The sequence below is a fragment of the Aceticella sp. 75b-Ac genome (assembly GCF_056032965.2).
The window spans coordinates 255,306-282,090 of the sequence record NZ_CM190971.1; the positions used below are offsets into that span (position 1 = coordinate 255,306).

30 protein-coding genes are annotated in these 26,785 nt (G+C 32.1%); 27 read left to right on the forward strand and 3 right to left on the reverse strand.

Translation table 11 applies throughout. The annotated features are described in order from the left end of the window. Positions 1-90: 90 nt before the first annotated feature. The 6 genes from AC0LWJ_RS01280 (at position 91) to AC0LWJ_RS01305 (ending at position 5,351) form a co-directional block, all read left to right on the forward strand. Positions 91-363, forward strand: a complete 273-nt coding sequence (locus AC0LWJ_RS01280) for a hypothetical protein (protein WP_474237158.1) — start codon at positions 91-93, stop codon at positions 361-363. Beyond that, positions 363-935: a CRISPR-associated protein Cas4 gene (gene cas4 / locus AC0LWJ_RS01285; RefSeq protein WP_474237199.1), complete on the forward strand. Its 573-nt coding sequence runs from the start codon at positions 363-365 to the stop codon at positions 933-935. The genes AC0LWJ_RS01280 and cas4 overlap by 1 nt, the downstream gene beginning before the upstream one ends. A gap of 82 nt (positions 936-1,017) precedes the next feature. Then, entirely contained in the window at positions 1,018-1,956 is a 939-nt protein-coding gene (gene pdaA, locus AC0LWJ_RS01290) for a delta-lactam-biosynthetic de-N-acetylase (RefSeq protein WP_474237157.1), read from the forward strand. A 28-nt stretch (positions 1,957-1,984) separates the two neighbouring features. Then, the gene (locus AC0LWJ_RS01295; RefSeq protein WP_474237156.1) at positions 1,985-3,004 is read left to right on the forward strand and encodes a lysylphosphatidylglycerol synthase transmembrane domain-containing protein; all 1,020 of its coding nucleotides are present in this window, start codon (positions 1,985-1,987) and stop codon (positions 3,002-3,004) included. A gap of 163 nt (positions 3,005-3,167) precedes the next feature. Next, positions 3,168-4,661, forward strand: coding sequence for a hypothetical protein (locus AC0LWJ_RS01300; protein WP_474237155.1), 1,494 nt, complete (start codon positions 3,168-3,170; stop codon positions 4,659-4,661). Between the two features lie 3 nt (positions 4,662-4,664). Next, entirely contained in the window at positions 4,665-5,351 is a 687-nt protein-coding gene (locus AC0LWJ_RS01305) for a TIGR01906 family membrane protein (RefSeq protein WP_474237154.1), read from the forward strand. An 8-nt stretch (positions 5,352-5,359) separates the two neighbouring features. On the opposite strand, the gene AC0LWJ_RS01310 is transcribed toward AC0LWJ_RS01305, so the two are convergent. After that, on the reverse strand, positions 5,360-6,895 hold the full coding sequence (locus AC0LWJ_RS01310) for an ATP-dependent metallopeptidase FtsH/Yme1/Tma family protein (protein WP_474237153.1): 1,536 nt from the start codon (positions 6,893-6,895) through the stop codon (positions 5,360-5,362). 132 nt (positions 6,896-7,027) lie between these two features. Here AC0LWJ_RS01310 and AC0LWJ_RS01315 point away from each other — a divergent pair, with 132 nt between their 5' ends. From AC0LWJ_RS01315 to AC0LWJ_RS01340, 6 genes are all read left to right on the forward strand, one after another. Further along, entirely contained in the window at positions 7,028-8,026 is a 999-nt protein-coding gene (locus AC0LWJ_RS01315; protein ID WP_474237152.1) for an acyl-CoA dehydratase activase, read from the forward strand. Positions 8,027-8,196: 170 nt separating this feature from the next. Then, on the forward strand, positions 8,197-9,213 hold the full coding sequence (locus AC0LWJ_RS01320) for a helix-turn-helix transcriptional regulator (RefSeq protein WP_284679484.1): 1,017 nt from the start codon (positions 8,197-8,199) through the stop codon (positions 9,211-9,213). A 66-nt stretch (positions 9,214-9,279) separates the two neighbouring features. Continuing rightward, complete coding sequence (locus AC0LWJ_RS01325) at positions 9,280-9,810, forward strand: class I SAM-dependent methyltransferase (RefSeq protein ID WP_474237151.1); 531 nt, start codon at positions 9,280-9,282, stop codon at positions 9,808-9,810. 89 nt (positions 9,811-9,899) lie between these two features. Next, positions 9,900-11,054 (forward strand): THUMP domain-containing class I SAM-dependent RNA methyltransferase, encoded by a 1,155-nt coding sequence (locus tag AC0LWJ_RS01330; protein ID WP_474237150.1) that lies wholly within the window; start codon positions 9,900-9,902, stop codon positions 11,052-11,054. Between the two features lie 33 nt (positions 11,055-11,087). Beyond that, entirely contained in the window at positions 11,088-11,480 is a 393-nt protein-coding gene (locus AC0LWJ_RS01335) for a secondary thiamine-phosphate synthase enzyme YjbQ (RefSeq protein WP_474237149.1), read from the forward strand. Between the two features lie 76 nt (positions 11,481-11,556). After that, positions 11,557-11,919, forward strand: a complete 363-nt coding sequence (locus tag AC0LWJ_RS01340; protein WP_474237148.1) for a hypothetical protein — start codon at positions 11,557-11,559, stop codon at positions 11,917-11,919. A gap of 29 nt (positions 11,920-11,948) precedes the next feature. Here the strand turns inward: AC0LWJ_RS01340 and AC0LWJ_RS01345 are convergent, their stop codons facing one another. Further along, the gene (locus tag AC0LWJ_RS01345; protein ID WP_474237147.1) at positions 11,949-13,079 is read right to left on the reverse strand and encodes a GerAB/ArcD/ProY family transporter; all 1,131 of its coding nucleotides are present in this window, start codon (positions 13,077-13,079) and stop codon (positions 11,949-11,951) included. A gap of 102 nt (positions 13,080-13,181) precedes the next feature. Here AC0LWJ_RS01345 and AC0LWJ_RS01350 point away from each other — a divergent pair, with 102 nt between their 5' ends. After that, entirely contained in the window at positions 13,182-13,424 is a 243-nt protein-coding gene (locus AC0LWJ_RS01350) for a hypothetical protein (RefSeq protein WP_474237146.1), read from the forward strand. Between the two features lie 18 nt (positions 13,425-13,442). Here AC0LWJ_RS01350 and AC0LWJ_RS01355 read toward each other — a convergent pair whose 3' ends face one another. Then, complete coding sequence (locus AC0LWJ_RS01355; RefSeq protein ID WP_474237145.1) at positions 13,443-14,375, reverse strand: Na/Pi cotransporter family protein; 933 nt, start codon at positions 14,373-14,375, stop codon at positions 13,443-13,445. A gap of 210 nt (positions 14,376-14,585) precedes the next feature. Between AC0LWJ_RS01355 and AC0LWJ_RS01360 the strand changes: the two genes are divergently transcribed. From AC0LWJ_RS01360 to AC0LWJ_RS01425, 14 genes are all read left to right on the forward strand, one after another. After that, complete coding sequence (locus tag AC0LWJ_RS01360; protein WP_474237138.1) at positions 14,586-15,197, forward strand: flavin reductase family protein; 612 nt, start codon at positions 14,586-14,588, stop codon at positions 15,195-15,197. Between the two features lie 90 nt (positions 15,198-15,287). Further along, complete coding sequence (locus AC0LWJ_RS01365) at positions 15,288-15,788, forward strand: copper amine oxidase N-terminal domain-containing protein (protein WP_503031454.1); 501 nt, start codon at positions 15,288-15,290, stop codon at positions 15,786-15,788. Then, positions 15,788-16,723, forward strand: coding sequence for a nickel ABC transporter permease (gene nikB, locus AC0LWJ_RS01370; RefSeq protein ID WP_474237144.1), 936 nt, complete (start codon positions 15,788-15,790; stop codon positions 16,721-16,723). Before AC0LWJ_RS01365 ends, nikB begins: the two co-directional genes overlap by 1 nt. A 3-nt stretch (positions 16,724-16,726) precedes the next feature. Further along, positions 16,727-17,629: a nickel ABC transporter permease subunit NikC gene (nikC, locus tag AC0LWJ_RS01375; protein ID WP_474237143.1), complete on the forward strand. Its 903-nt coding sequence runs from the start codon at positions 16,727-16,729 to the stop codon at positions 17,627-17,629. A 40-nt stretch (positions 17,630-17,669) separates the two neighbouring features. Next, on the forward strand, positions 17,670-18,659 hold the full coding sequence (locus AC0LWJ_RS01380) for an ABC transporter ATP-binding protein (RefSeq protein WP_474237142.1): 990 nt from the start codon (positions 17,670-17,672) through the stop codon (positions 18,657-18,659). Positions 18,660-18,667: 8 nt separating this feature from the next. After that, positions 18,668-19,627, forward strand: a complete 960-nt coding sequence (locus AC0LWJ_RS01385; protein ID WP_474237141.1) for an ABC transporter ATP-binding protein — start codon at positions 18,668-18,670, stop codon at positions 19,625-19,627. Positions 19,628-19,763: 136 nt separating this feature from the next. Beyond that, a complete protein-coding gene (locus tag AC0LWJ_RS01390; protein WP_474237140.1) occupies positions 19,764-19,892 on the forward strand; it encodes a hypothetical protein in 129 nt (42 codons plus the stop codon). Further along, positions 19,889-19,984, forward strand: coding sequence for a GNAT family N-acetyltransferase (locus AC0LWJ_RS01395; protein ID WP_474237197.1), 96 nt, complete (start codon positions 19,889-19,891; stop codon positions 19,982-19,984). Before AC0LWJ_RS01390 ends, AC0LWJ_RS01395 begins: the two co-directional genes overlap by 4 nt. 162 nt (positions 19,985-20,146) lie before the next feature. Further along, on the forward strand, positions 20,147-21,688 hold the full coding sequence (locus AC0LWJ_RS01400; protein ID WP_474237139.1) for an ABC transporter substrate-binding protein: 1,542 nt from the start codon (positions 20,147-20,149) through the stop codon (positions 21,686-21,688). Positions 21,689-21,890: 202 nt separating this feature from the next. Further along, a complete protein-coding gene (locus AC0LWJ_RS01405; RefSeq protein WP_474237138.1) occupies positions 21,891-22,502 on the forward strand; it encodes a flavin reductase family protein in 612 nt (203 codons plus the stop codon). Between the two features lie 58 nt (positions 22,503-22,560). Continuing rightward, positions 22,561-23,670 (forward strand): iron ABC transporter substrate-binding protein, encoded by a 1,110-nt coding sequence (locus tag AC0LWJ_RS01410; protein WP_474237137.1) that lies wholly within the window; start codon positions 22,561-22,563, stop codon positions 23,668-23,670. 60 nt (positions 23,671-23,730) lie between these two features. Beyond that, the gene (locus tag AC0LWJ_RS01415; protein WP_474237136.1) at positions 23,731-24,624 is read left to right on the forward strand and encodes a Rossmann-like domain-containing protein; all 894 of its coding nucleotides are present in this window, start codon (positions 23,731-23,733) and stop codon (positions 24,622-24,624) included. A 272-nt stretch (positions 24,625-24,896) separates the two neighbouring features. Then, positions 24,897-25,319, forward strand: a complete 423-nt coding sequence (locus AC0LWJ_RS01420) for a MerR family transcriptional regulator (protein WP_474237135.1) — start codon at positions 24,897-24,899, stop codon at positions 25,317-25,319. Positions 25,320-25,322: 3 nt separating this feature from the next. Continuing rightward, the gene (locus AC0LWJ_RS01425; protein WP_474237134.1) at positions 25,323-26,774 is read left to right on the forward strand and encodes an MFS transporter; all 1,452 of its coding nucleotides are present in this window, start codon (positions 25,323-25,325) and stop codon (positions 26,772-26,774) included. Positions 26,775-26,785 lie beyond the last annotated feature (11 nt).

Sequence of the window (26,785 nt, forward strand, 5' to 3'; positions counted from 1 at the left end):
ATTTATTCCATAAAGCAATGTTCTTTTTATTGTTTTTAAAATATTATAACATACGATTAAATATGTTATAATAAAATACGGTGATGGAGAATGAAAAATAAATACATATCGGCATCTGAGATTAATCAATTTGTATATTGCCCATATCAATGGTATTATATAAAAAAATATGGCAATAAATACATTAATGAATTACGCGAAAAAGAAGGCTTTAATAACTCTGAACTAAGTAATTACAAAAAAGGTATGGAATATCATGAAAAATATTATAGGGATATTGTAATTATGCGTTACAAGAAAATTGCAATATGGATAGCTATAGCATTGATATTATTATTTTTATTTGTGGAGTTTATGAAATGATTTTTCTTAATATAATATTTTCTATCTTTGTTTTTTACGTATTGATACAGGCAATATATGAAAAAAGACCTGTTTATCGTCAAATGAATAGAGTAATAGGCTTTAAACGGGCAAAACTTCTTTATATAGATAAACAGGAAGAGGTAAAACGCAGAAATGTAATATATGGAAAGCTTTTAAGATCGGAAAAATATGGTATATCAGGAAAACCAGATTATATCTATGAATTAGGAAGTGAATTAATTCCTTTAGAACTAAAAAGTACAAAAGTAGATGATAATTCCCCACTTTTTAAAGATGTAATGCAGCTTGCCGCATATTTCTTAATAATTGAAGAAGTGTTTGGGAAAAAAGTTATAAGAGGAAGGATAATTTATCAAAATACGATGTTTGAAATATATAACAGAAAAAAAGTTAGAAAAGATTTAATGAAAATTATAAAAAATATGCGTTTAATGGAAAATGGCAAATATGACCCCGAAGAAAGAGGGAGTTTTATTAAATGTAGATTTTGCCCTTGCAGAGGTACTGTTTGTAAGATATATGAAGAAGATGGAAAAGTCAACGATTAATATTGCTGTATATATATATTAACAATTGCTAAAAATAATATCGTAGATTACCTATGAAAAGAGTTTAAGGAGGGTTTGTAAAATGAAAAAGAGATTAACTGTTATGGCAATAATTACGGCAATATTTTTTTCTTTAACCTCTTGTGGTATATTAAAAAACAAAAAGCCTCAGGTTAAAGCACATGAAGACCTTATTCAGAAAAACTTATTAAATAAGAAAAATAAAGATAATTCTCAAACAGAAAATAATAATGAAGAAAATAAAACAGTTATTGATAAGAATTCTTTTGGAACAAATACTGAGACAAACAAGGCAATTGTTAAAACAGGTGGTCTTGATAATACCTTATATGGTTGGGGATTGCGGAGAATGCCTGACCACAAGACACCTGAAATAACTTCGAAAGCTATGGAACTTATTAAAAAATATGATGGAATTTTTACTGGTGATACTAATAAAAAAGTAGTTTATCTTACTTTTGATGAGGGATATGAAAATGGGTATACACCTAAAATACTTGACATATTAAAAGAGAATAATGTAAAAGCAGCATTTTTTGTAACAGGTCCTTATATAAAACAGCATGGGGATTTGGTAAAACGTATGGTAGATGAAGGTCATATAGTTGGCAATCACACAGTAAACCATCCAAGTTTACCGTCAATTTCCGATGAAAAGGTTAAAGAAGAAATTACGAAACTTGGAGATATGTATAAGAATCTTACAGGGAAACAAATGCATTATTTCAGACCACCTAAGGGAGAGTACAGTGAAAGGACACTTTATCTTACAAAATCATTAGGATATAAGACGGTTTTTTGGAGTCTTGCTTTTGCGGATTGGCAGCCGCTTCCGGGCGGTCCTGATGAAAGTTATAATACTGTAATGAAAAATATTCATCAAGGTGCAGTTATACTCTTACATGCTGTTTCTAAAGATAATACCCTTGCACTTGACAGGATATTAAAAGATGTAAAGGCACAGGGATATGAATTTAAAACCTTAGATGACATAAAATAGAATTAAAGCTTATAAGGGGGATATAATTTTGAATAATATTCTTGAAAGAAAAAATATTTATATGCTTATATTGGCACTATGTTTAAGTTTTGCCGCAATATTAATTATATTTAAATATACCGGTTTTCAAAATATAGAATATATACTTAAGATTAATTTAGCGTATGTCTTGTTAATTTTAGCTATCATATTTTTAAGTTTATTGGTAGATACATTTAGAATAAAAGAACTGTTAAACGAGTTAGGAGAGGATTTGTCACTAAGATACCTCTTTAAATTCAATCTGTCTACATTTTTTATAGCATATATAACCCCATTTGGCTCTGGGGCACTACCATTAACCCTTTATTTAATGAAGAAAAAGCACATTCCTCCAAATAAAAGTTTGATGATTATAACTGCAAAAGTATTATTTTCGGGTCTTTTTTTTGGTACAATACCTCCATTATTACTGATTTTTTTCAGAAAGCAGCTTGAATTAACACCTACCCTTTCTATATTTGCAATTTTAATATCCATATTTTTACTGCTTTTAATCATAGGAGTAATATATGTGATATTAAGACCTAAATTTATTATTGGAATTGTAAACTGGATTGAAAGGTTGCCACTATTTAAAAGAAGGAACTATAAGGTTTATTTTAATAAGGCAAGAGAGGAAATTTACGAATATAATAAAAGATTTAATGAGCTTTTTATGGTTAGTTCTGGAGGAAAATTGTTTTTTTCTCAACTGTTATATGCTGTAGTTTTTTGGCTTTTATTTTACAGTATTGCACCAATCATCTTAATGATGATGAATATTCCTTTTAGTATATTTGCTGTAATGGCAAGGCAGCTTATCTTTTATGATATTTTATCATACAATTTTATCCCCAGTGGTGCAGGTTTTGTCGAAGTTGGTTTTGCGGGTATTTTTTCAAACATTGTTCCACATAATTTACTTGGTATTTTTATTGCAATATGGAGATTTTTCACATATTATATTTATTTAATCGTTTCTGGTATAGGATTTTTCTTTACAATGAAAAAACAACCAAATATCTAATAAAAGAATTTAAAAGGATTAAATTTGCGGTAGGGAGTTAGAATCAGCTATTTTTTATTTTTATTGACAAATACAATAGTATAAATGATATAATAAAAAAAATACATTATAAAAAAATTTAAAAGGTTTAACAATGTAAATCTGTATTCAGTGAGGTGTAAAAATGCTACATGACGAAATAGAAAGACTAAAAAATAATTTATCTAAGGCAGATAGTGATTCGGAATCAGTTGCAAATGCATTAAAGGAGATTTTTGACAAACAAAAAAAAATAATCGTTGTAATATCTATTTTAGAGTTGATTTATGAAGTTATCTATACCTTTAATATTTTGCTTAAAAAAAGTAGAATGGTTACTACAATAAAGAATTTGGATAAAGATATGTATGACTATATTATAGGTTATAAAGATATTGTCAATAGTATAAAATATTATAAATCAATAGATTATAAAATAAAAGAAAGCTTGATTAATGATATAGAAAATAAAAAGGCGTATTTTGAAAATACGGCTAATGTCCTTTATGGATATTTTGTAGAAGCTCGATATTGTTGTGATGTCTTTAATGATAAGCTTAAAAAATTCAAATCAGATGAAAGAAATATTAATTTGGATGAATTTTACAAGAGTGTAAAAGAATTTATATATGAAAAAGAGGATGAAAAGCTTGAAAGGATACAAGAAATTATTTCATCTGTTCCATTTGCTCTTTCTAAAAAAAGATTTTATGATTATATAAGGAAAGGCTTAAAGCGTGATTATAATGGTTACAATAAATTAATGCGTATTATCTTCGAGATTGAAGAAAGTTTTTATGGAAAACTTGTTGAAAATTACGGAGAGATATTTACAGATATTTCTGATAAAATTGAAGAGATGCAGGCATTAGATTTGAAAAATATTACAAAAGAAGAATTGGAATCATATAAAAATGAGTCTATGAAACTGATAGAAAAAATCCAAAATGTGAGAGAGGTATGTTTTTCACTAATCAGGATAATAAATAGGCTTTTGATATTATATAAGTCAGAAGATTTGATTGAAGACGCTCCGAAGTTAGAGCCAAAAATAAAATTATATACTGGAATTTGCAAGGAAATTCAAAAGGGAAATTATCCCTTAAAGCAGGTTAAAGAATTTCTTCAAGAATGTAATCAGGAAATATCCAACTGGTTTTTTGAGTTATACAATTATAATAAATTATTAAATGAAGTAAGCTACCTTGAATCTGATATAGATAAGATTATCGACAATAATATACTAAATGATGTTGAAATATTATCAGAATATGAAAATTTGATTAATGATGACAGTGAGGTATTATTTGATGATTTACCAGGTGAGGTGATTGATGCTAATATTGTGGAAGCGGAAATTCAAAACCTTGTTTCATTAATAGATGATATAAGCCAGAATATGAATATTGATTATAGAAAAGCCCGTATGAAAAGACTTCTTGGAATATTGCCGGTGCCGGGAAATTTTGAAAATGAATTTTTTAATTATTTAAAAAGCTCATTAGAATTTGATACGACTTTGAGTGTAAAGGCAGCAATCATAAAGTCTGTTTTTGAGAGGATAAATTTGTATAAAGAATTAAAAAGCAACAAAAAGTTTTATGATATGATAATAAAGAATGTAAAGGAAGGCTTATGATGGATGAGAAGCTTAAATAATATAATTACAATTTCTATTACAATATTATTATCTATTTGTATAATATTAACAAATTTACAATTTGTAGCATTTAATAATGATTTTTATCAAAGAGAATTTGAAAAATACAAGGTTGAAAATGCAACTGGGATGGATATAAATCAGTTAAAAAAAACAGCTGTCAGAATTCAAGATTATCTTTCATACAAAGTGGATAATTTACAAACAGATGCAGTTATTTACGGAAAAAAAACAAGGGTTTTTAACGATAGAGAGCTTAAACACATGGAAGATGTGCGTATTCTTTTTAAAAAAGGTTTTTTTCTTAGGAATATGTCGGTAGCTGTAATTTTTTTATTAATATTGCTAATGTACTTTATAAATAAAAGGTCACTTTACAATTTATTCAATTCATTATTTACAGGAATGTTATGGATGTTATGTATTGTAGTTGTAGGGGTTATTATTATTTCATTTAATTTTAATATATGGTTTACATATTTTCATCTGTATTTTTTCAATAACAATTTATGGCAGTTTGATGTTGCAAGAGATAAATTAATACAGATGTTGCCTGAAGGTTTTTTTTCTGATGCGGTATATCTTACGGCTAAAAATTCAATTATAACATTTGGTTTTATATTGCTTAGTTTGTACTTTGTTAAAAGAAAATTATTAAAACCGGATTGATTCCGGTTTTATACACACATTTCCTTTTCATTCTTCATTAGTTCATCAATTTCTTCTTTTGTGATGATTTCATTACTAAGAAGCCGCTCAGCAATAAGTTTTATTATATTTTTCCTTTTTATGAGAATCATTTTTGCATTGTTATAACAAATATTGATAATTTTATTTACTTCTTTATCGATATTTTCAGTTGATTTTAATAAACGCATATCATAAATTCTGTTGCCAAGTTCGCTCATGCCATAGTTGCAAACCATCTGATAAGAAATTTTTGTAGCCTCTTTCAGATCATTTTCTGCACCTGTTGATATCTCATTAAAAATAATTTCTTCGGATGCTCTTCCACCTAAGAGCATGGTAATTTTATTTTGCAGCTCTGTCTTTGTCATTAAGAAAGCATCATCTTTTGGAAAGTTTAATACATATCCGAGTGCTTCACCTCTTGGTACTATTGATATTTTCTCTACCAAACCGGAATTTAAAATTTTGCCTATTATAGCATGCCCGGCTTCATGATGTGCTGCTATTAAACGTTCTTTTTCAAGGATTTCAGGGTTTTTCTTCTTTAGACCTGCAAAAACCCTTTCTATTGCCTCATCAAATTCTTCTCTTCCTATTTTTTGTTTATGTCTTATTACAGCTAATATTGCGGCTTCATTACATATTGACGACAGATGTGCGCCTGTCATTCCATGGGTTTTTTTTGCAAACTCACTTAATGATACCGAGTTGTCCAAAGGTTTATTTCTGGTATGTACCTTTAATATTTCAAATCGCGCTTTCAAATTTGGATTTCCTATATGAATACTTCTGTCAAATCTTCCGGGTCTCAACAGTGCCTCATCCAGCATATCAAGCCTGTTTGTGGCGCCTATTACGATTATGCCATCATTACTGTTAAAACCATCCATTTCAATTAAAAGCTGGTTTAATGTTTGATCTTTTTCTGAATTGTTATCATTGTTTCTTTTACTGCCGACGGCATCAATTTCATCTATGAATATTATACTTGGTGCTGATTTTTTAGCTCTTGTAAATAAACCTCTTATCCTGCTGGCGCCGACTCCAACATATTTTTCGACAAATTCAGAACCGGAGGCGGTTATAAATGTTGAATTGGTTTCACCGGCTAAAGCACTTGCCAAAAGGGTTTTTCCTGTGCCCGGAGGTCCATAAAACAAGATTCCCTTTGGAATTTTTGCACCCATGCGTTTGTATTTTTCGGTGTTATTCATAAAATCAATTATGATTTTTAGTTCATCGATGATTTCATCTAATCCTGCTACATCATTAAAGGTTATTTGTATTTTTGTATCATTATCTTTATCTTTACTATTTATATCATTTTTGTAATTTGCAGGCATCAACTCAAAGATATTTTTATTAAACAAAACATATCCGATTAAAATCAGAGATATAAGCATTACAACTATGAAACTTGGGATAAATGTACCCTTATCTATGGACAAATATAGAAAAAGCGCAAATAAAATGTTTAACAATAAAGATATAGTTAATAATATTATATGTGGATTTTTTTTCATATTTTTCACCCCATGTGTTATACTAAAAGTAGTTTTTACGAATAATTACAATTTATACGCTTATAAGAAGGTGAGTAAGGCATATTTTTGAGGTAAAAATGTTAAATAATACAATTCAAGGAGGCGTATTAAATGGATTTATATATGGGAATAGATGTCGGCTCAGTTAGTACAGATGTTGCTCTTATTGATAATCAGGAAAATGTTGTAGACTCTATATATATAAGGACACAGGGGCAGCCAATCAAGGCAATTCAAAATGCATTGTCTGAATTAAAGGGATCGATTCCTGAGGGTGCTGAGATAAAAGGCGTTGGAACAACAGGTAGTGCAAGGCAACTTACAGGCTTGATGGTAGGAGCAGATATAGTCAAAAATGAAATAACTGCACATGCAATTGCAGCATCAAAGCTAATCAATGATGTACATACAGTGCTGGAAATAGGTGGACAGGATTCCAAGATAATTATACTAAGAGATGGAGTTGTAGTGGATTTTGCAATGAATACGGTGTGTGCAGCGGGAACAGGTTCTTTTCTCGACCAGCAGGCATACAGGTTAAATATACCCATTGAAAAATTTGGAGATATGGCGTTAAAATCTAAAAATCCTGTTAGAATAGCTGGTAGATGTGGGGTTTTTGCAGAATCTGATATGATACATAAACAGCAGATGGGCTATTCAACACCAGATATTATAAATGGACTTTGTGAATCACTGGTAAGGAATTATCTTAATAACGTAGGTAAAGGTAAAGACATAAAAGAACCGATTGTTTTTCAAGGTGGTGTTGCTGCAAATAAGGGAATAAAGGCAGCTTTTGAAAAAGCACTTGGGATGGAAATATATGTACCTAAATACTACGGTATAATGGGTGCAATAGGTGGAGCGATCCTTGCAAAAGAAGTTGTAAAAAAAAGGGGCTACAGCAATTTCAAAGGATTTGAAATAACAGATTTTGAATATAGAGCTTTAGGCTTTGAATGTAACGGATGTTCTAATCATTGTGAGGTAGTAGAATTTATAAAAGACGATGAGGTAATATCAAGATGGGGAGATAAATGTGGTAAATGGAGTAACAGTACAAGTAAAAAAATAAATGCACAAAGCTTAATTGAAAATAATCTATGAAGATATTAACGGGTTTAATAAAAATTAAAATTGTAGTATAATTTTTTATAAGAAGTATTATTAATATTGAACAAAGAAATTTCATTGTCAGCAAATTATATATACACACGGGATATAGACAACTATGATGCTTTCACTAATTTTTGCGCCTTGAACTTAAGCAGGAAGGAATGAAAGTTTTAATGATGAAAAATGGGGGTTCTACTCAAATTGAAAGACAGTGGAGGATATTATCGATATTATCATGGGAAAACAAAGGTATGTCAATAAATCAAATATATTCAAGACTGACAAAGTCATTTGGAGAAGAGGTATCTTTAAAAACCATTAAAAGAGATATTGATGAATTAAGCTTGATTTTTCCTATATCTGAAGAAGGAGAAGGAAGGGGAATAAAATATAAACTTGAAAAATACAAGATAGATAATATTATATTTTCAGTTTATGAATTGTTTTCGTTGTATTTCATTAGAGAAATAATTAGAAAATATGCTTCATCAGAACTTGGCGAAATTGCATTCAAATTAATTGAAAGGATTATTTCATTTATTCCATCTTTATACAATGATTACATAGACAGGCTTTGCAAAGCTTTTTTAATACAGAAGGATATAAATACCGATATAGATGTAAAGGTTGATGATTTAAAAATAATAGAGGAAGCTATTCTTGATAAAAAAAGAATAAAAATCAGGTATTATTCGTTTACATCCGATAGTGTATCAGATAGAGAAGTTGATCCATACATGATTTATATGAGAAATGGATACTATTATTTGACTGGATTTTGCAAAATGCATAATGAAATAAGGGATTTTAGAATCTCAAGGATCAAGGATATTAAGATATTAACGGATACTTTTGAAATTTCCCATAGTTTTGATCGAGTGAAATATTATATGTATTCATGGGATGTTCTGAAAGGCGATAAAAAGTATTTGGTTAAAATTAAATTTATCGGCAATGCAGCAAGACTTGTCAAGGAATTTGACAGGTGCAGAGCTGATGAAATAATTGAGAAAGATGATGGAAGTCTTTTATTCATTAAAACAATATCGCAATTTGATGAAATCAAAAGGTGGATTTTAGGATATGGAAGCGAAGCAGAGGTTATTGAGCCAATTGAATTAAAAGATATAATAAAAAAGGAGATTATTAAAATGGCAGGAAAAATAAAGGAGATATAATTTGTAAGTTTATGCTGGAAAGTAATCGGTTTTATGTTAGAATATAAATTGAGGAGGCATGATGATATGGAAAACGAAGCAAAAATTGCAGTTGAAATGCTGAAACATGGTAAAGGGAAGGTACTTGATGTTGGAACAGGCGCTGCACGTATGGCTGCTGCATTATCAAAGTATGGTTATAATGTTGTATCAATAGAATACGATATTGATATTCTTAAAAAAGCTGAAGAAAATCTGAAGAAGGAAGGCAATATTGATAATATCGTTTTAATTCATGGAGATGCCCATGAACTTCCTTTTTTAGATGAAACCTTTGGTGTCGTTGTAACATATAATGCTATGCATCACATGAAAGATTACAAAAGGGTTTTGGATGAGATGGTAAGGGTATGCAGCAAAGATGGTTTTATACTTGTTACAGAATTAAATGAAAAAGGTAAAGAGTTTGTTGACAGAAAACATCATGAAAGAGGGGAAAACCACGAAGCTAAACTAAATATAAATGATATTACTGAATATTTAGAGGGGAAATTTGCTCTAACAGGTGAAATAAAACATTCTAAATATACGGATATATTTTTATGTAAGAAAATCTAATATTAAAATATTAATAGAGGGAAAACGTATATATTTCTCACTTGTGCTAATAAAATTAGTGATAAAATTACGTCAGAGGAGAACAAATTATGGAAAATATTCAACTTATAGCACCGACGCTTTTTGGCGTTGAAGCGGTAACGGCAAGAGAAATAAAAGCACTGGGATATGAAGATATAAATGTAGAAGATGGAAAGGTAACTTTTACAGGTGATGAAAAAGCTATATGTAGGGCAAACCTTTGGATAAGGACGGCTGAGAGGGTTCTTGTAAAACTGGGGGAGTTTAGTGCTTTGACCTTTGATGAGCTTTTTGAAGGAACAAAGGCTCTTTCATGGGAAGAATGGATACCTGAAAATGCCGAATTCCCTGTTGAGGGTTATTCGCTAAAATCTAAACTTCACAGCGTACCTGATTGCCAAGCGATTATAAAAAAAGCTGTTGTGGAAAGGCTAAAAAGAAAATACAAAAAAGAGTGGTTTGATGAAAATGGTCCAACATATAAAATAAAATTCTCATTAATGAAAGATAAAGCAATTCTTATGATTGACACATCTGGAGAAGGGCTTCATAAAAGAGGATATAGAGCAGTATCAAATGAAGCCCCTTTACGTGAGACATTGGCTGCTGCTCTGATCATGTTAAGTGATTGGAGGTATGACAGACCTTTAATTGATCCATTTTGCGGTTCTGGTACAATTCCGATTGAAGCGGCTTTAATCGGTGCCAAGATTGCGCCGGGTTTAAACCGCAAATTTGTTTCTGAAAAATGGGGAAGGATACATAGAAAGCTATGGCAAGATGTAAGGGAAGAAGCTGCTGGGGCTATAAAAAAAGAAATCGACTTAAATATAAAGGGATATGATATTGAACAAAATGCAATAAAATTATCAATAGAAAATGCACATAAAGCAGGTGTTGATAAATACATAAGATTTAGGAATATTCCAATTAAGGATTTAAAAACCGATGATAAATATGGTATAATAATCTGCAATCCGCCATATGGAGAGAGAATGGGAAAATTAAAAGAGGCGGAAATGCTTTATAAAGAAATGGGACGTATCTTTAAAAACATGGAAACATGGTCATATTATATACTTACATCACATGAGGATTTTGAAAAAATATTTGGGAAAAAAGCTACTAAAAAAAGAAAACTGTATAATGGTATGATAAAAACATATTATTATCAATATTTTGGACCAAGACCAAAACAAAAGGGGCAGGTTAAAAATATTTAAGAAATATAAGTTATTATATTTGGAGGTGTTAGCGTGATTATACATGAAATCAATACACCTGTAAGGGAAGTTATGATGGATATTACCAACATAGTAGATAGTGAAATAGAAAAATGTGGAGTGAAGGATGGCAGTTGTATTGTTTTTGTACCGCATACCACTGCAGGTATTACCATAAACGAAAATGCCGATCCTGATGTAAAGTGTGATATTATGCTGAGTTTAAGGGAAATGATACCTGATATAAGGTTTAAGCATGTAGAAGGAAATTCAGATGCACATATAAAAGCCTCCCTGATAGGAAGTTCAGTAAATCTTATAATTGAAAATGGCAAGCTGGCTTTGGGTACATGGCAGGGTATATTCTTTTTTGAGTTTGATGGTCCAAGAAAAAGAAAAATATATATAAAAATTATTCAATCATAATATCAATAACAAAAAGGAAATTAAATAAAACACATAAGAAAGGGGTGAATATCTGATCAATAAATCAGGTACTAAGATGGAAAGTGAAATTCTACATATAAAAAATTTAAGAGATGCTGAAGAAGAATTGAAAAAATTGGATATAAATGAGGTGCCGATCAAACTTATGGCATCAAAGGCTGTCTATATTGTAATTAAATTTAAAGACGTACATCCTATTGCTGCAAATATTATAAAACAGGCAATGCTTTCTATAGGGGGAGAAACAGCAGTAGAACATGGTTGCCTGAATTTAAGCATTGATAGGTCTGATATTATAATTATGGGAACATTGAAACAGTATAGAAGATTAATTTCAAAATTAAAGATGCAAAAAAATATTTTCAAGGTAAACCAGATTGTGGAACAACTTAATGAGATTCTCAAAGACTTTTATTAAGTTTTTAAAATACAAAATATAAAAATACTCTATTTATTATTTTGTTCTTTTTTATCAAGCCCTTTTATTTTTGCTATTAAAAAAAGTAGTAAAGGTATTATTATTTCTACTATAAGATTTTCTGTTGTAAAGATTTTTTTAAGATATTGATAAAAATATCCCATATCTTTGCATCCATAAATAGGTAAAATCGACAGAAAAATTGCCATAGGAATCAAAGCAAATTTTTGGTCATTACATTTTAATATTTCAGTGAGACCTTTAAGAAAAAGGTATGTAAATACAGTGATTTTTATATAGATACCTGCAATCCATATGGACATAATGAGAGAGTCAAACCTCTGGGTATAAATTCCTGTTCTTATGTTTCTGGTTACTTCAAGTAAAGGAAACTGCATATTCGTAGTTACTTCGGCACTGAAGATTCCTATTGCAATAAGACCCAAAAAAGAGATAAAACCAATTATTAATATTGATAAAAGCCCTCCTTTTAAGGCTTTTTCTTTTTGCTCTATTTGTGGGAAAATAGCAAGGAGGATAACACTTTCCAGTACCCATGAGGTTATTGGGAATGAGCCTATTATAGGAGGCAGAATTCCTTTTGCTAATATTGGCATAAAATTATCAATTTTTATATTTGGTAAAGATAATACTACTATAAAAATTAATGCAAACAATCCGTAAGGAAGAAGGATTTCATTTATCTTAACAATAGATGAGAAATCCTTTGATACGGCATATATTACAGGAATTAATGTGACGACTAAAAATACAAGTGAAGGTGTTTTTGGCATAAAAGCGTTTCCCATGATTTCTATAAGTTGTCTTGTTACAACAAATATTACATTAAGAAAGAACAGGATGAACAGTATCGATATAATTTTTCCCATAAATTTTCCCACGATTTTTTCAATGTATTCAAAAAAAGTCTGATCTTTAAACATCATAGCCAGTTTATAATATATTATAAATATTAAAGCACTAAAAATGGTTGAGATTATTACAGAGATCCACGAATCTTCTTTTGCGTAAGAGGCTACGAAAGAGGGAAGAAATACACTTTCTGTAGTAATAACAATTGTAACTATGATATATATAAGTTGTTTTATGGATATTTTTTTTTCTGAGGTTATCTCATTTTTTTTCATATTTTCAAACATACTATATCCTTCCATTTTACATTGATATATCTATTATTTGTAAAAAAATAAATAATATTCAATAGTAAATGAAATAATAAATTTTAGATTGGAGGGACAAAAATGTTAAAATTAATTATTCTTACTGTTATTTTCATAATAATATCAGTAATAGTATTTTTACCACTCTTTAAAGAGAAAAAATGGAAGGAATTGATTATATCCTTTATCTTTATTTCTATAAGTTATGTTATGTACCTTTTATGGATGTTTGATTTAACAATAGAACCTCTAAGTAAAGTTGTAAGTATCTTTTATAGTCCTATGATAAGCTTGTGGAACAAATTAAATATTTTATGCAAATGAGAAATAATAGGAGCGATTTTAATAAAATAAATTAATTAATTTATCAATAAGAATGAAAATATACCTTATAATTGGAACTATAAAAATAATTGATAAAATATTAAAGAGCATATGAGCATTGGCTATCTGCCTTGCAGGATTTTCAGGAGAAAGAAATTTGAGAAAAACAGCAAAATATTGTGTAAAAGGCATGAAAATTATTGTGCCGGCTATATTGAAAAAGATATTAAAAAGAGCTATTTTTTTACCTTCTTTGTTTGTTGTAAAGCTCATAATAATTGCTTCTGAACAAGTTCCAATATTTAAACCATAAACAACAGGTATAATACTTGATAAAGATAAAATACCTGATGATGCAAGTGACTGCATCATGGCAATACCGATATTACTGGACTGCATAATTAATGCTGCAATTATACCTGTAATTACTGCAATCATCGGATTTGATAACTTATCGAGAAATAAAGTAATGTTTTCAAAATGTCTTAAGGGTACAGCAGATAAGTTCATTATTTCAAGTCCATAAAATATAATTCCGAATCCTAATATTGTGTTTCCTATTAATTTTAATTTCAAGCTTTTTTTTTGAAAATGAAGTATTGAACCGGCTAAAACTGCATAAGGTGCGAGATGAAATAAATTAAAGGCATATAATTGTACAGCTATTGTTGTACCAATATTTGAACCCATTATTATGCCTGCAGCACTGTAAAGATTTAAAAGTCCCGCATCTGCCATTCCTACGGCAAGAATGCTGACAATACTGCTGCTTTGCAGGATAAGTGTAGTAAAAAATCCAATAATTATTGACATACTCTTATTGACAGTAAATTTATCTATAAAATATTTGACTTTGTTTTTAGAAATACTTCTTAGGTTAGATGTCAAAGTAAGAATACCTGCAATAAAAACTGCTATGCCTATAATAAAATAAAATAAAGCTGTGAACATCTTTTTACCTCCAATTATTTTTAAGCAGGCATTATATATTAAAATGTATTAAGGATAAATTTTATTTATGATATGTTGAATTGATAAAAATTATTTAAAATGATAATTATTTTATACTTGACACATGTCTGACATCGTGTTATTATTATAAAAAACATAACATAAACTGAGCAAAATTCACCATGTATTATAAAAAAAGGGGGTTAAATCATGATACTTGAACCACGTAAGAGAGAACAGGTAATGCCGCTTCCGGTTGTACTGATTTCAACTATTGGAAAGGATGGAGTAAGGAATGCTGCTCCATGGTCATGTGTAATGCCGGTATTAAGACCGCTTGACGATATAGCAATTGCATCATGGATTAAACGTGATACATTAAATAATATTCGCGAGACAGGGGAATTTGTAGTCAATGTACCAACTGTAGATATGATTGAAGCTATTGTGATTTCATCACGGGATTATCCTCCGGATGTTGATGAGTTTGAAAAGGCAGGCTTAAAGCCACGTATTTCTCAAAAGGTAAAAGCTCCTGGAATCGATGGTTGCATAGCATGGGCAGAATGCTCATTGGTAGAGGAGATAAGCAGGAAAAATTATTCCATTGTAATCGGCAAGGTAATTCATCTTGAGGTAAACGACTCCTTCTTTGATAAAGATGGAGAAATGGATTATGAAAAGGCAAAGCCTTTATCAGTGATGCTTAAAGAAAAAGGAATGCAGTTTACCTATCCGGTTTTTACAGGAAAGGAAATGAAGTATACGGAAATGTTTTTAAGCAATAAAGACCAGGCTTCTGTTATTGAGGAAGAAAAATAAGGTTTAAAGAGGTTTAATAATATTAAAAGAATTAATTATATACCTACAGATAAAGATAATAGTTCTTCGATTATAGTAAATGATCGAGCAATGGTATCATCAGAATTTTTTTCTGACACTTTTGGAGCAGAAGTTAAATGGGAACCAATAACACAAACCATAACAATACAAGATAAAAATGTTAATATAAAATTAATTATTGGGAAGAAAGAAATAGTAATAAATGGGGAAAATAAACCTATTGATGTTGAACCATTACTTATGTTTGATAAAAAAATGATTCCTCTAAAGCTTGTGGCAGAAGCATTAGGAGCACAAGTTAAATGGAATGATGAAACGGGAAATGTTGAAGTTGTTACTTCAAATATTTTTCAAAAAACGACAAGTGAATATAATTTATTACGAGTATTAGCTGAACAAACAGCAAAGTTTGCTTTAAAAACCTTAGGAGATAAAGGAGATTTCATGGTGTTAACTAATGCTGGATATGCGATTATAGATAATAAATCTACCTCACCTTGTCTTGATGGAATAACTTCTGTTATTTATATTAAAAAAATCAGATTTTTTAATATAAGGGGGTGTTCTTAATGTGGCAGTTTATTTCAAAACGACTTCTTTATATGGTTCCGGTTATGTTTGGAGTATCTATAATCACCTTTGGATTAATCAATTTTGCACCAGGAGACCCGGCAGAATTGATTTTGCGTTCGGGAGGAGTGGAACCTACAAGGGAAGCTGTGGAAGCCCTCAGGGTGGAACTAGGCTTAAATAATCCCCTTTACATTCAGTATGGGCGATGGCTATGGAAAGTATTACATGGTAATTTAGGCAAATCATTTCGTACCGGTCAATCTGTAAGTGAAGAAATTCTTTCCCGTTTCCCGGCAACTTTTGAACTTGCTTGTTCTGCTATGGTCTTTGTGATATTTATCGCACTGTTGGCAGGAATAATCTCCGCACTTTTTCGTAATAATCTTCTTGACCATTTAAGTCGTATTTTTGCGCTTTTAGGTGCTTCGATGCCTGGGTTTTGGCTGGGACTTATGCTTATTTATTTTTTTGCTGTGAAATTAAGACTGCTTCCTGTAATGGGCATGGGAGGTATTCAACATCTTGTGCTTCCGACAATAACATTGGGGTTTGGAGTGGCTGCTATATATGCACGGATACTTAGAGCAGGAATGCTTGATGTTATGAAACAGGATTATATTAAGGTTGCACGGGCAAAAGGACTTTTAGAAAAATGGGTCATTGGAAAACATGCATTAAAAAATGCTCTTTTACCGGCTGTAACCCTTTTCGGCATGAGTTTTGGGCATTTACTGGGTGGTGCGGTAATTATTGAAACGATCTTTGCTTGGCCCGGAGTGGGAAAATTTGCAGTAGATTCTATATTTAACAGGGATTATCCGGTTATTCAAGGATATTCACTTTTCATGGCAGTTATTTTTGTTCTTATAAATTTAATCGTTGATATTTCTTATTTTTTCATTGATCCCCGCATTCGTTTAGGAGGGGATTAACTAATGTTTTCTATAAATAAAATTATTGCTGCTAACGATACAATTCGAAAAAGGAAAAAGGTATCTGGTTTAATGGTTGATGCGGCAAACAGACTTTTTCAAGACAAATTGGCTGTTTTAGGTCTTATCATAATCATATTTGTAGTTACAATGGCAGTTTTTGCACCTTATATTGCACCCAATGACCCAACAAAGGTGGACCTTCAGCATCGTCTTGCACCGGCATGTATACAATATCCCCTTGGTACTGACCACTTAGGACGCTGTCTTTTATCCCGGTTGATATATGGAGCAAGGGTTACTTTAACAACTTCTGTTTTAGCTTTATTGGCTATTATGATGATTGGTATTCCACTTGGCATAATAGCGGGATATTATGGTGGATGGGTGGATAACACCATTATGAGGATTATTGATATCTTGCTGGCTTTTCCAAATCTGATCTTGGCACTTGTTATTGCTGGAATTAGAGGCCCAGGGCTTCTTAATGTTATGATATCCGTTATTGCGATATGGTGGGTTGGATATGCAAGGGTCGTACGTGGAATGGTTCTTTCAATAAAGGAGAAGGAGTTTATCTTAGCGGCTGAAGCCTCTGGCACAAATGAATTGAAGATAGTAATACGACATATATTGCCTAATGTTATATCACCTATTGTTGTCTTAGCTACAATGGAGATGGGAAGCTTAATGTTAGCGATTTCCGGACTGTCTTTTTTAGGTCTTGGCGCACAGCCGCCTAAGCCAGAGTGGGGAGCAATGTTGAATGATGCACGCCCTTATATGCAAATAGCACCGCATCTTATGATTTGTCCAGGTATATGTATTATGACAGTGGTTTTAGCATTTAACTTTTTAGGAGATGGATTGAGGGATGCTTTAGATCCGAAAGAAATTATTTTTTGAGCATACATTAGTCTGAATTATTAAATCGGGAGATGATTTTTTGACTAATATTTCCATATTAGAAGTTAATAATCTAACTACTTGTTTTAAGACAAGACAAGGCTTTATTAAGGCTGCAGATAATATATTTTTTAAAGTGAAAGCTGGAAAAACCTTAGGATTGGTAGGTGAGAGCGGGTGCGGTAAAAGCGTTACAGCACTATCTATTTTAAAACTGATTGAACCACCGGGGGAGATTGTTTCTGGAGAAGTTTGGTTTAAAGGCCGTGACTTACTTAAACTCCCATCTAATAAATTGCAGAAGATACGAGGTAAGGAAATTGCTATGGTTTTCCAAGATCCCTTAACCTCTCTAAATCCTGTTTTAACAATTGGGACACAACTTGTGGAAACCCTAATTTCACACGTAAACATATCTATAAATGATGCAAAGTTGCAATCGGCGGCTATCCTTTCTCGTATGGGATTGTCGGATCCGGAGTATCTTATGCGGCAATATCCTTTTCAGCTTTCAGGAGGCATGCGCCAGCGTGTAATGATGGGAATGGCACTTTTAATGAGCCCGAAACTTTTGATTGCAGATGAACCTACCACTGCTTTAGATGTTACACTTCAAGCCCAAATCATATCGGAGATGAAACGGTTGCAAGAAGAGATAGGAATGGCAATTATTCTCATTACTCATGACTTAGGAGTTGTAGCAGCAATGGCAGATGAGGTGGCGGTAATGTATGCAGGTTCCATTGTGGAGTATGGTTTAGCAACAGAGATTTTTGAAGATCCTGTTCATCCATATACTCAGGCATTGCTTCGTTCTGTACCGCGGATAGGAAAGAAAGAACTAATTCCGATTAATGGTCAGCCTCCTAAACTTTTAAATCTTCCGAGTTATTGCGCATTCTTTTCAAGGTGTACTAAAGCAGATAAGGAATGCAGAGGAGAAAAACCAAAGCTGCTTGAGGTCGAATCAGGTCATCTGGCAGCATGTCATAAGATTTTCTCAAAAGCCGTAAATTATATTAGGAGGTAAGAAAACAGTTGAGTTTTTTAGAAGTAAAAAATTTGGTAAAAAATTACGAACGTAAGAAAGGTATTTTCACATCTGCAAAAAGGAAGATTCATGCGGTAGATGATGTTTCTATTTCTATGGAGAAAGGAGAGACATTGGGTTTGGTGGGAGAAAGCGGTTGTGGCAAAAGCACTTTAGGGCGTTTAATAGTTCGGTTAGAGGAACCTACGTACGGTAAAATTTTATTCGATGGTGTTGAAATCACTGGTTTAAAAGGGAGAACCCTACGAAATCAGAGACGCCGTTTCCAGATTATTTTTCAGGATTCTTTTTCCTCTCTTAATCCTCGTATGACTGTGGGGACAATCATTGAGGAACCCTTAGCTAATTTTGGCACCGAAAGAGAAAAGCGACGAGAACGTGTAGGTGAACTATTAATGCTTGTCGGTTTAGAAGCGGAACATGCATTTCAATATCCTCATGAATTCAGCGGAGGTCAGAGGCAGCGCATTAATATTGCTCGTGCACTGGCTCTGCAGCCAGAATTTATAGTTTGCGATGAACCCGTTTCCAGTTTAGATGTTTCCATACGTGCTCAAATTTTAAATCTGTTTCGAGATTTGAAAAAACGCTTGGGCTTGTCTTATCTCTTTATTTCCCATGACTTAGCTGCAGTAACTTACTTGTCAGATAGAGTAGCAGTGATGTATCTTGGTAAAATTGTTGAGATACTGCCGGCAAAAGACCTTGAATCAAAGGCATATCATCTATATACAATAGCACTTTTGAATGCAATAATGGAGCCTGATCCAAAGCAGAAAACAACACAAAAACAGTTGTTAAAGGGTGAGCCTCCTGATGCGGCAAAACCGCCTACAGGTTGTAGATTTCACCCTCGCTGCTCCAAAGCCAAAGAGGTTTGCCGTCAGTATGAACCTACATTAAAGGAGGTGATGAAAGGGCATTTTGTTGCATGTCATCTAAGTTAAAAAATCCAGTTTTATACAAATTGTACATTTATCACGTAATATTTTAAAGGGAGGTTGTATGGCAAAAGATACAGGAATATTTATTAAGGTATAAGATGAAAAAGACATACAAAAAGCAGTCGAATTTGCCTTTTTAATGTTTAAAGAGGTTTATGACAGGGGGATTTATCCTGTTTTAGATCAAGACCTTTTGAATTGTGATAAGACATATGTTAAAACGCCAATTAATGGTATTTTGCTGCTTTTAATGAAGACGGCAAAATAAGATGTTTTGTAGATAAAAGATACCGCAGGAGAGGAATTGGGACACAGCTCTTTAAAGCCTCTGAAGAATTTTGCAAAAAAAAACGGGTATGAAGTTATTTATCTTCATACCCAAAGATACCTGCAAAGTCCTTATGAGTTTTGGCAATCACAGGAGTTTAAACTAAGGCTTAATGAAAACGGTTCACGAAAACACAGCATATGGAAAAGTTTCTATTCTCTAAAAAGTAGATTATTTAGAAAGGAAGAGTTTTTATGTTTAACAAAGCAAAATTCATTTTAATATGGCTAATCGCCTTGATAGTTTTTGCTGGTTCTTTATCCGGTTGTTGCAAACAAACAGGGACGATTTCTTCCAAGCCTCAAGAATTAGTTATAGGTATAGGAAGAGATTTTTATGATGGTCCGGACAGCAGTGATTTTGTTCATGGAAGCACAAATGTATGGGAAAGCCTTACTTATCTAAATGAAAAATTGGAGCCAAAACCACAGTTGGCTGAAAAATTTCTTCCCGATAATACTAACAAGGTATGGACATTTACTATACGTTCAGGTATAAAATTTCACGATGGAAGCTTGTTAAATGCTGAAGCAGTTATTAAAAATGTAATGAGATTCAAAGAGCATCCTAAATTGGATGATTACGGAACATTTTTAAACTTGGAAAAAATAGAAACAGTTAATGATCATGAGGTACGGTTTATCTTTAAAAAACCTGAACCGGCATTTCCTGCCAAAGTAGCCTATTTTGGATGCCCTATTTTTAGTCCCCAAAGTTTTGATTCAGAAGGCAAAATTGTACATCCTTATGGAACTGGCCCATTTAAATTTGAGGATTATAAAAAAGGCGAAAAACTAACGGTGACTCGTAACGATAATTATTGGGGTGGTAAAGTCAAGTTGTTGAAGGTAACATTTAAAATTATTCCAGATCCATCTACTCGACTTTCAGCATTACAAACTGGAGAGATTCAGGCAATAGCTGATGTAGGAGGTGTTTTGCCTGAGCAGGCTAATATTATTAAAAATGATTCTAACTTAGTTCTGCTTTCAAGACCAGTAACCACTACTCATTATCTTATTTTTAATAATAAGAAGGCTCCCTTTAATGATGTAAATCTTCGACAGGCAGTAAGTTTTTCCATAGATCGTTCACAGCTTGTTAATAAAGTTATGGAGGGTTATGGAGAACCGGCAGATACTATTTTTACACCATTGGCTAAAACTTGGGTGGTTAAGGGACTTTGGAAGTATGATAAAAATAAGGCTGATGAAATTATGAATAAGACAAAAAGTGAGATACCCCATAAGGCAGTTTTTGTTATTAATACATCATTGGCTAATCGTTGGCCTTATAAAGCGATTTCAGAAATAATGCAGTCAGAATTAAAAAATCTTGGTTTTGATGTTAGTCTAAAGATGCTTGAGATGGGCGCATGGAAAGATGCAGTCAAAAAAGGTGATTATGACCTTACCCTGACTCCTTATACATTAATGACTGGAGATCCTGACTTTTTCTTCGGAAGGTGGATATATTCTAAAGGGCAGATGAATGTACTGCGTGGCATCGGATACAATAACCCGGAAGCTGATCGCATTATTGATGCGGCAGCCGTTGAGCCAGAGTTATCAAAAAGAAAGGAGCTTTACGATAAGCTGCAGCGTTTGGTTGCAAAGGATGTACCACTTTCTCCTATTTATAATGATGTATGCTTATATGCAACAAGAAAGGAAATACAAGATTTAAAATTAGATTCATTTTTCAAGCCGAGTTTGGAAAAGGCATGGATAAAATAAGATTATATTGTGGTAATGCCTTAATTTTAACTCAGCGAGGAGAGGAAATTTTATTCTCTCCTCCCCGCGCTTTATTTTCACTAGCAAAAAATCATAATTATTTTATACTTGACACATGTCTGACATCGTGTTATTATTATAAAAAAACATAACATAAACTGAGCAAAATTCACCATGTATTATAAAAAAAGGGGGTTAAATCATGATACTTGAACCACGTAAGAGAGAACAGGTAATGCCGCTTCCGGTTGTACTGATTTCAACTATTGGAAAGGATGGAGTAAGGAATGCTGCTCCATGGTCATGTGTAATGCCGGTATTAAGACCGCTTGACGATATAGCAATTGCATCATGGATTAAACGTGATACATTAAATAATATTCGCGAGACAGGGGAATTTGTAGTCAATGTACCAACTGTAGATATGATTGAAGCTATTGTGATTTCATCACGGGATTATCCTCCGGATGTTGATGAGTTTGAAAAGGCAGGCTTAAAGCCACGTATTTCTCAAAAGGTAAAAGCTCCTGGAATCGATGGTTGCATAGCATGGGCAGAATGCTCATTGGTAGAGGAGATAAGCAGGAAAAATTATTCCATTGTAATCGGCAAGGTAATTCATCTTGAGGTAAACGACTCCTTCTTTGATAAAGATGGAGAAATGGATTATGAAAAGGCAAAGCCTTTATCAGTGATGCTTAAAGAAAAAGGAATGCAGTTTACCTATCCGGTTTTTACAGGAAAGGAAATGAAGTATACGGAAATGTTTTTAAGCAATAAAGACCAGGCTTCTGTTATTGAGGAAGAAAAATAAGGTTTAAAGAGGTTTAATAATATTAAAAGAATTAATTATATGCGGGAGGTTATGTCAAATGAAAAAGAAACTTTGCTTTTTGATGGTTTTTGTTTTGCTGCTTTCTTTATTATCTGGATGTGGAGCTAATAAGTCAAGCCAGACGACAAAATCATCGGTTTCAGAACCTCAGAAAGTTGTTATTACCGATGTAATTGGTCGTCAGGTTGAGGTTCCTATTCCAGCCAAGAAAATAGTATCAGTTAATGAGAGCGCTACACGGCTTATTTCTTATCTGGATGGATTAGACAATGTGGTAGGTATTGAAACTTTATCATCAAAATTTTCTGATGCTTATAAACCGTATCTTTTGGCTCACCCAGAGTTAAAAAATTTACCGCAAGTTGGTAAAGGGAATAGCTTAAATGCTGAAGAGATAATTAAACTTAAACCGGATGTAATACTTTATGTCCATTATGGAGATATGGATTCGGATAAACTGCAAGCACAAACGCATATCCCTGTTGTTGCATTAAAATATGGTGATAAATGTGCATTTACTGAAGATGTATACAAATCATTGCAAATCATCGGTAGGATCATAGATAAAGAAAAAAGGGTACAAGAAGTGGTTTCTTATCTTAAGAGATGTGAACAAGATTTGAGTAGCAGAACAAATAAAATTCCAGATAATAAAAAGCCTAAAGTTTATATAAGTGGAATAGGTTTTTATGGAGTACATGGCATTGAGAGTACCCAAGGCAAGTATAGACCTTTAAATCTTATTAATGCCAAAAATGTTGCTGATGAAACTGGTAAAACAGGAAGCATCATAATTGATAGGGAAAAACTTTTAAATTGGGATCCAGACATCATTTTTATTGATGAATTTGGACTTTCTTTAGTGAAAGATGATTATAAAAAAAATCCTCAGTTTTATCAATCCATAAAAGCAGTTAAAGAAGGGCAAGTTTATACACAGTTACCATATGTTTGCTACGATGTAAACATTGAGAATGCAATAGCAGATGCCTATTGGAACGGGAAAGTGATATTTCCTGAACAATTTAAAGATATTAACCCGGAACAAAAAGCTGATGATATTTACAAGTTTCTTCTGGGTAAACCTTTGTATCAAGATATGGAAAAGAGTTTAAGTGGGTTTAAGAAATTGGACCTTGGCAGTTAAAAATAAATGGATTGAAATGGGTATAAAGGGTGATTTTAAAAAGCTGAAAGGGGGTAATTAATGAAAATGAGTTATGAGATTATAAAGAGAACCATTGATGAATTAAGGGCTTTAGATGCCAAAGGCAAATTAACAGATGTTATGGTAACCCGTTCAACACGCCTTTTCACACCATGGACTTTTAGCTATGTAATTTGTGAAGATAGGTATGTAGGTTGTGGAATGGGCAACAATGGTTTTGATGTACCAATCGATTTGTCTTTTCTTAAAGAGGTCATAAATCTTGATGCTTATGAAGTTTTAAACAGGTTAGAACAAGGCAATATGAGAATGTTTGACATTTCTTTAATAATTTCAATTATTGCAGCATTATCACATAAATTTATATGGGATGAAAATACTTTAAAAGTCTATGGTTTTGATGCAAAAACGCTATCAAAGCCAGCCCTATCGGCTATTTTGGATTTAGGTTTAATCGATAGGAAAGATGTTGTAGCTTTTGTTGGATACTTTTATGGTTTTGTTGCACATATTTCAACTTTTGTTAAAGAAGTAAACATTTTAGAGTTAGAGCCAATCGGTGATTTTGAAATATATAAAGCAAAACCTGAGAATACAAATTTAAGAGTTTTTCCATCTTCTAAGAGCAAGGAAGTTTTAGAGAATGCTGATGTTGTAATAATGACAGGTATGACCATAGCTAATGACACCGTTTTGCCACTTCTTGAGTTTACTAAAAATGCACGCTTTGTTATGATGATGGGTCCTACCAATACATTCTATCCGAAGGCACTTTTTGATGCAGGTGTTGATTTGATAGGTGCTATTGTATTTCCAAGTGGAGAACAATTTAAAAAGCGTTTTATTAACAGCCGAGGTTATTGGTACGACGAAATGGATTTAAAGCATATGTTGATCTGTCCAAATGGCAGAATAGAAAAAATAAAACCTTAAAGGTATTTTAAGGATATTCTTAGGAATTTTGAACAAACAAAGACATTTGAGTTAAAACCGGGTGAGGTAGCTACTGATTATGCACAACCAGAAGAAAATCCGCTTAAAAAATTAGGCTTAACAAAGTAGAAAATTATTATTGTTTAAATAAAAACAAGATGAGAAGTTTTTAAAACTTTTTATCTTGTTTTTATTTAAAATAAAGTTAAAGCAAAATATTAACCTTGACGTAAATGTTAATGTAGTTTATAATACTTTTGGAGGTATAATCGATGGAGAAAAGATATTTTAAAATTGATGAGATTGCAGCAAAAACTGGTATTACTAAAAGGGCATTGAGATATTATGAAGAAATAAATCTTATTATTCCTAAAAGAGCAGATTCGGGATATAGGATATATTCAGATGAAGACCTTGAAAAAATAAATAAAATAAAAGAATTAAAAGAAAGCTTAGGTTTTACATTAAAGGATATAAAATATATATTAGAACTTGAAAAAAATGTAAAAGAAGTATTAACTGGTGATGTTTCAGAAGTTTCAATGGTTGATAATGCAATTGTTATGATGGAAAATTTAATTCAACTTATAAAAAAGAAAGAAGAAACCATAAAAAATACTGAAGTAAAGTGCAATGAAATTTTACAAAAATTAATTAAAATAAAGGGGAATATTGGCAATATAAAGGGGGACTAAAAAATGAAAAATATTAAATATAAATGGATTGCTCTGTCATGTACAACACTTGGTGCTTTATTTTCCGTATTAAATGGGAGTATGCTGTTGATTGCTTTGCCTGATATCATGAAGGGTTTGAATACAAATATGGGTATTATAATGTGGGTTGTTATGGGTTATATGCTTGCACTTACTATACTTGTGCCATCAATAGGAAGAATTGCTGATATGATAGGTAGAAAGAAATTATATGTAGTAGGTTTTGGGATATTTACATTTTCATCATTGTTATGCGGTTTATCAAATAGTGGTGTCCAACTGCTTATATATAGGATTATTCAGGCTGTTGGAGGCTCTTTAATGGTTACAAATAGTACGGCAATTGTAACAGATGCATTCCCCAAAAGAGAACTTGGTAAAGCATTAGGGATTAACAGTATGGCAATAGGAATTGCTTCTGTTATTGGTCCTATCTTAGGCGGTCTTCTAATGAATTTTGGATGGAGAAGCATCTTTTATATAAATGTTCCATTTGGTATTATTGGTACGTTATGGGCATGGATACAATTAAAAGAACCTAATATTAAATCAAAGCGACAGAGCTTTGATTTAAAAGGTACTGTGATGTTTACCATAGGTATGCTTTTGTTTCTTATTGCGTTGTCTTTTGGAGGTTTTATAGGATGGTTAAATCCATTTATTAGTACCTTGTTTATTGTATCAATCATTCTGCTAAGCATTTTTGTATATATTGAAAATACAACACCGGAACCTATGTTAGATTTACGGCTTTTTAAGACAAGGATATTGGCTTTTGCTTTTGCCAGCAATCTTTTAAATGGCATTGCAAGAGGCGCTGTAACTTTTCTTTTAATTTTTTATTTACAGGGGATAAAAAGCATGGATCCGCTTAAAGCAGGTATATTTTTATCACCTTTTGCAATGTCAATGGTGGTTGTATCTCCAATAAGTGGTTGGCTTTCCGATAAGTATGGTGCAAGGGTGTTAAGTTCTTTGGGATTGTTAATATCATCAATTGGACTTATGGGATTAATGAGAATAACTGCACATACTTCGTTAATTGAATTGATTATTTGGATGATGGTAATAGGTGCTGGTTCCGGTATGTTTTTTTCACCAAACACCAGCGAAATCATGGGTACAGTTCCAGCCGATAAGAGAGGAATTGCTGCTGGTACAAGAACAATGATGAACAATGCGGGTATGGTAATCAGTATAGCATTATCAATGGGAATCGTTTCGTCAAGTATTTCACCTGAAGCATTGCAGGGTTTATTTGTAGGAACGCAGGTAGGCTCAAAGGGGATTGCAATTTCACAATTTGTTTCAGGGCTTAGAGAGGCATTTTTTATTTCAATGATATTTAGTTTGATTGCTACGTTTATTTCATATTTAAGAGGACCTAAACCAAAGTGGGATGAGAAAATAATAGAAAGGTGCGATAATTTATAAATTATCACATC

What these genes read in the sequence shown, in the direction of transcription:
- AC0LWJ_RS01415 (WP_474237136.1), top strand. Translation starts at nt 23,731, where the DNA reads ATGAAAATGAGTTATGAGATTATAAAGAGAACCATTGATGAATTAAGG.
- AC0LWJ_RS01355 (WP_474237145.1), bottom strand. Translation starts at nt 14,375, where the DNA reads ATGTTCACAGCTTTATTTTATTTTATTATAGGCATAGCAGTTTTTATT.
- AC0LWJ_RS01420 (WP_474237135.1), top strand. Translation starts at nt 24,897, where the DNA reads ATGGAGAAAAGATATTTTAAAATTGATGAGATTGCAGCAAAAACTGGT.
- AC0LWJ_RS01320 (WP_284679484.1), top strand. Translation starts at nt 8,197, where the DNA reads ATGAAAGTTTTAATGATGAAAAATGGGGGTTCTACTCAAATTGAAAGA.
- AC0LWJ_RS01305 (WP_474237154.1), top strand. Translation starts at nt 4,665, where the DNA reads ATGAGAAGCTTAAATAATATAATTACAATTTCTATTACAATATTATTA.
- AC0LWJ_RS01390 (WP_474237140.1), top strand. Translation starts at nt 19,764, where the DNA reads ATGTTTAAAGAGGTTTATGACAGGGGGATTTATCCTGTTTTAGATCAA.
- AC0LWJ_RS01410 (WP_474237137.1), top strand. Translation starts at nt 22,561, where the DNA reads ATGAAAAAGAAACTTTGCTTTTTGATGGTTTTTGTTTTGCTGCTTTCT.
- AC0LWJ_RS01315 (WP_474237152.1), top strand. Translation starts at nt 7,028, where the DNA reads ATGGATTTATATATGGGAATAGATGTCGGCTCAGTTAGTACAGATGTT.
- AC0LWJ_RS01310 (WP_474237153.1), bottom strand. Translation starts at nt 6,895, where the DNA reads ATGAAAAAAAATCCACATATAATATTATTAACTATATCTTTATTGTTA.
- AC0LWJ_RS01350 (WP_474237146.1), top strand. Translation starts at nt 13,182, where the DNA reads ATGTTAAAATTAATTATTCTTACTGTTATTTTCATAATAATATCAGTA.
- AC0LWJ_RS01345 (WP_474237147.1), bottom strand. Translation starts at nt 13,079, where the DNA reads ATGTTTGAAAATATGAAAAAAAATGAGATAACCTCAGAAAAAAAAATA.
- AC0LWJ_RS01405 (WP_474237138.1), top strand. Translation starts at nt 21,891, where the DNA reads ATGATACTTGAACCACGTAAGAGAGAACAGGTAATGCCGCTTCCGGTT.
- AC0LWJ_RS01300 (WP_474237155.1), top strand. Translation starts at nt 3,168, where the DNA reads ATGCTACATGACGAAATAGAAAGACTAAAAAATAATTTATCTAAGGCA.
- AC0LWJ_RS01400 (WP_474237139.1), top strand. Translation starts at nt 20,147, where the DNA reads ATGTTTAACAAAGCAAAATTCATTTTAATATGGCTAATCGCCTTGATA.
- AC0LWJ_RS01330 (WP_474237150.1), top strand. Translation starts at nt 9,900, where the DNA reads ATGGAAAATATTCAACTTATAGCACCGACGCTTTTTGGCGTTGAAGCG.
- AC0LWJ_RS01360 (WP_474237138.1), top strand. Translation starts at nt 14,586, where the DNA reads ATGATACTTGAACCACGTAAGAGAGAACAGGTAATGCCGCTTCCGGTT.
- AC0LWJ_RS01340 (WP_474237148.1), top strand. Translation starts at nt 11,557, where the DNA reads ATGGAAAGTGAAATTCTACATATAAAAAATTTAAGAGATGCTGAAGAA.
- AC0LWJ_RS01425 (WP_474237134.1), top strand. Translation starts at nt 25,323, where the DNA reads ATGAAAAATATTAAATATAAATGGATTGCTCTGTCATGTACAACACTT.
- AC0LWJ_RS01280 (WP_474237158.1), top strand. Translation starts at nt 91, where the DNA reads ATGAAAAATAAATACATATCGGCATCTGAGATTAATCAATTTGTATAT.
- pdaA (WP_474237157.1), top strand. Translation starts at nt 1,018, where the DNA reads ATGAAAAAGAGATTAACTGTTATGGCAATAATTACGGCAATATTTTTT.
- nikC (WP_474237143.1), top strand. Translation starts at nt 16,727, where the DNA reads ATGTTTTCTATAAATAAAATTATTGCTGCTAACGATACAATTCGAAAA.
- AC0LWJ_RS01325 (WP_474237151.1), top strand. Translation starts at nt 9,280, where the DNA reads ATGGAAAACGAAGCAAAAATTGCAGTTGAAATGCTGAAACATGGTAAA.
- nikB (WP_474237144.1), top strand. Translation starts at nt 15,788, where the DNA reads ATGTGGCAGTTTATTTCAAAACGACTTCTTTATATGGTTCCGGTTATG.
- AC0LWJ_RS01365 (WP_503031454.1), top strand. Translation starts at nt 15,288, where the DNA reads ATGGTATCATCAGAATTTTTTTCTGACACTTTTGGAGCAGAAGTTAAA.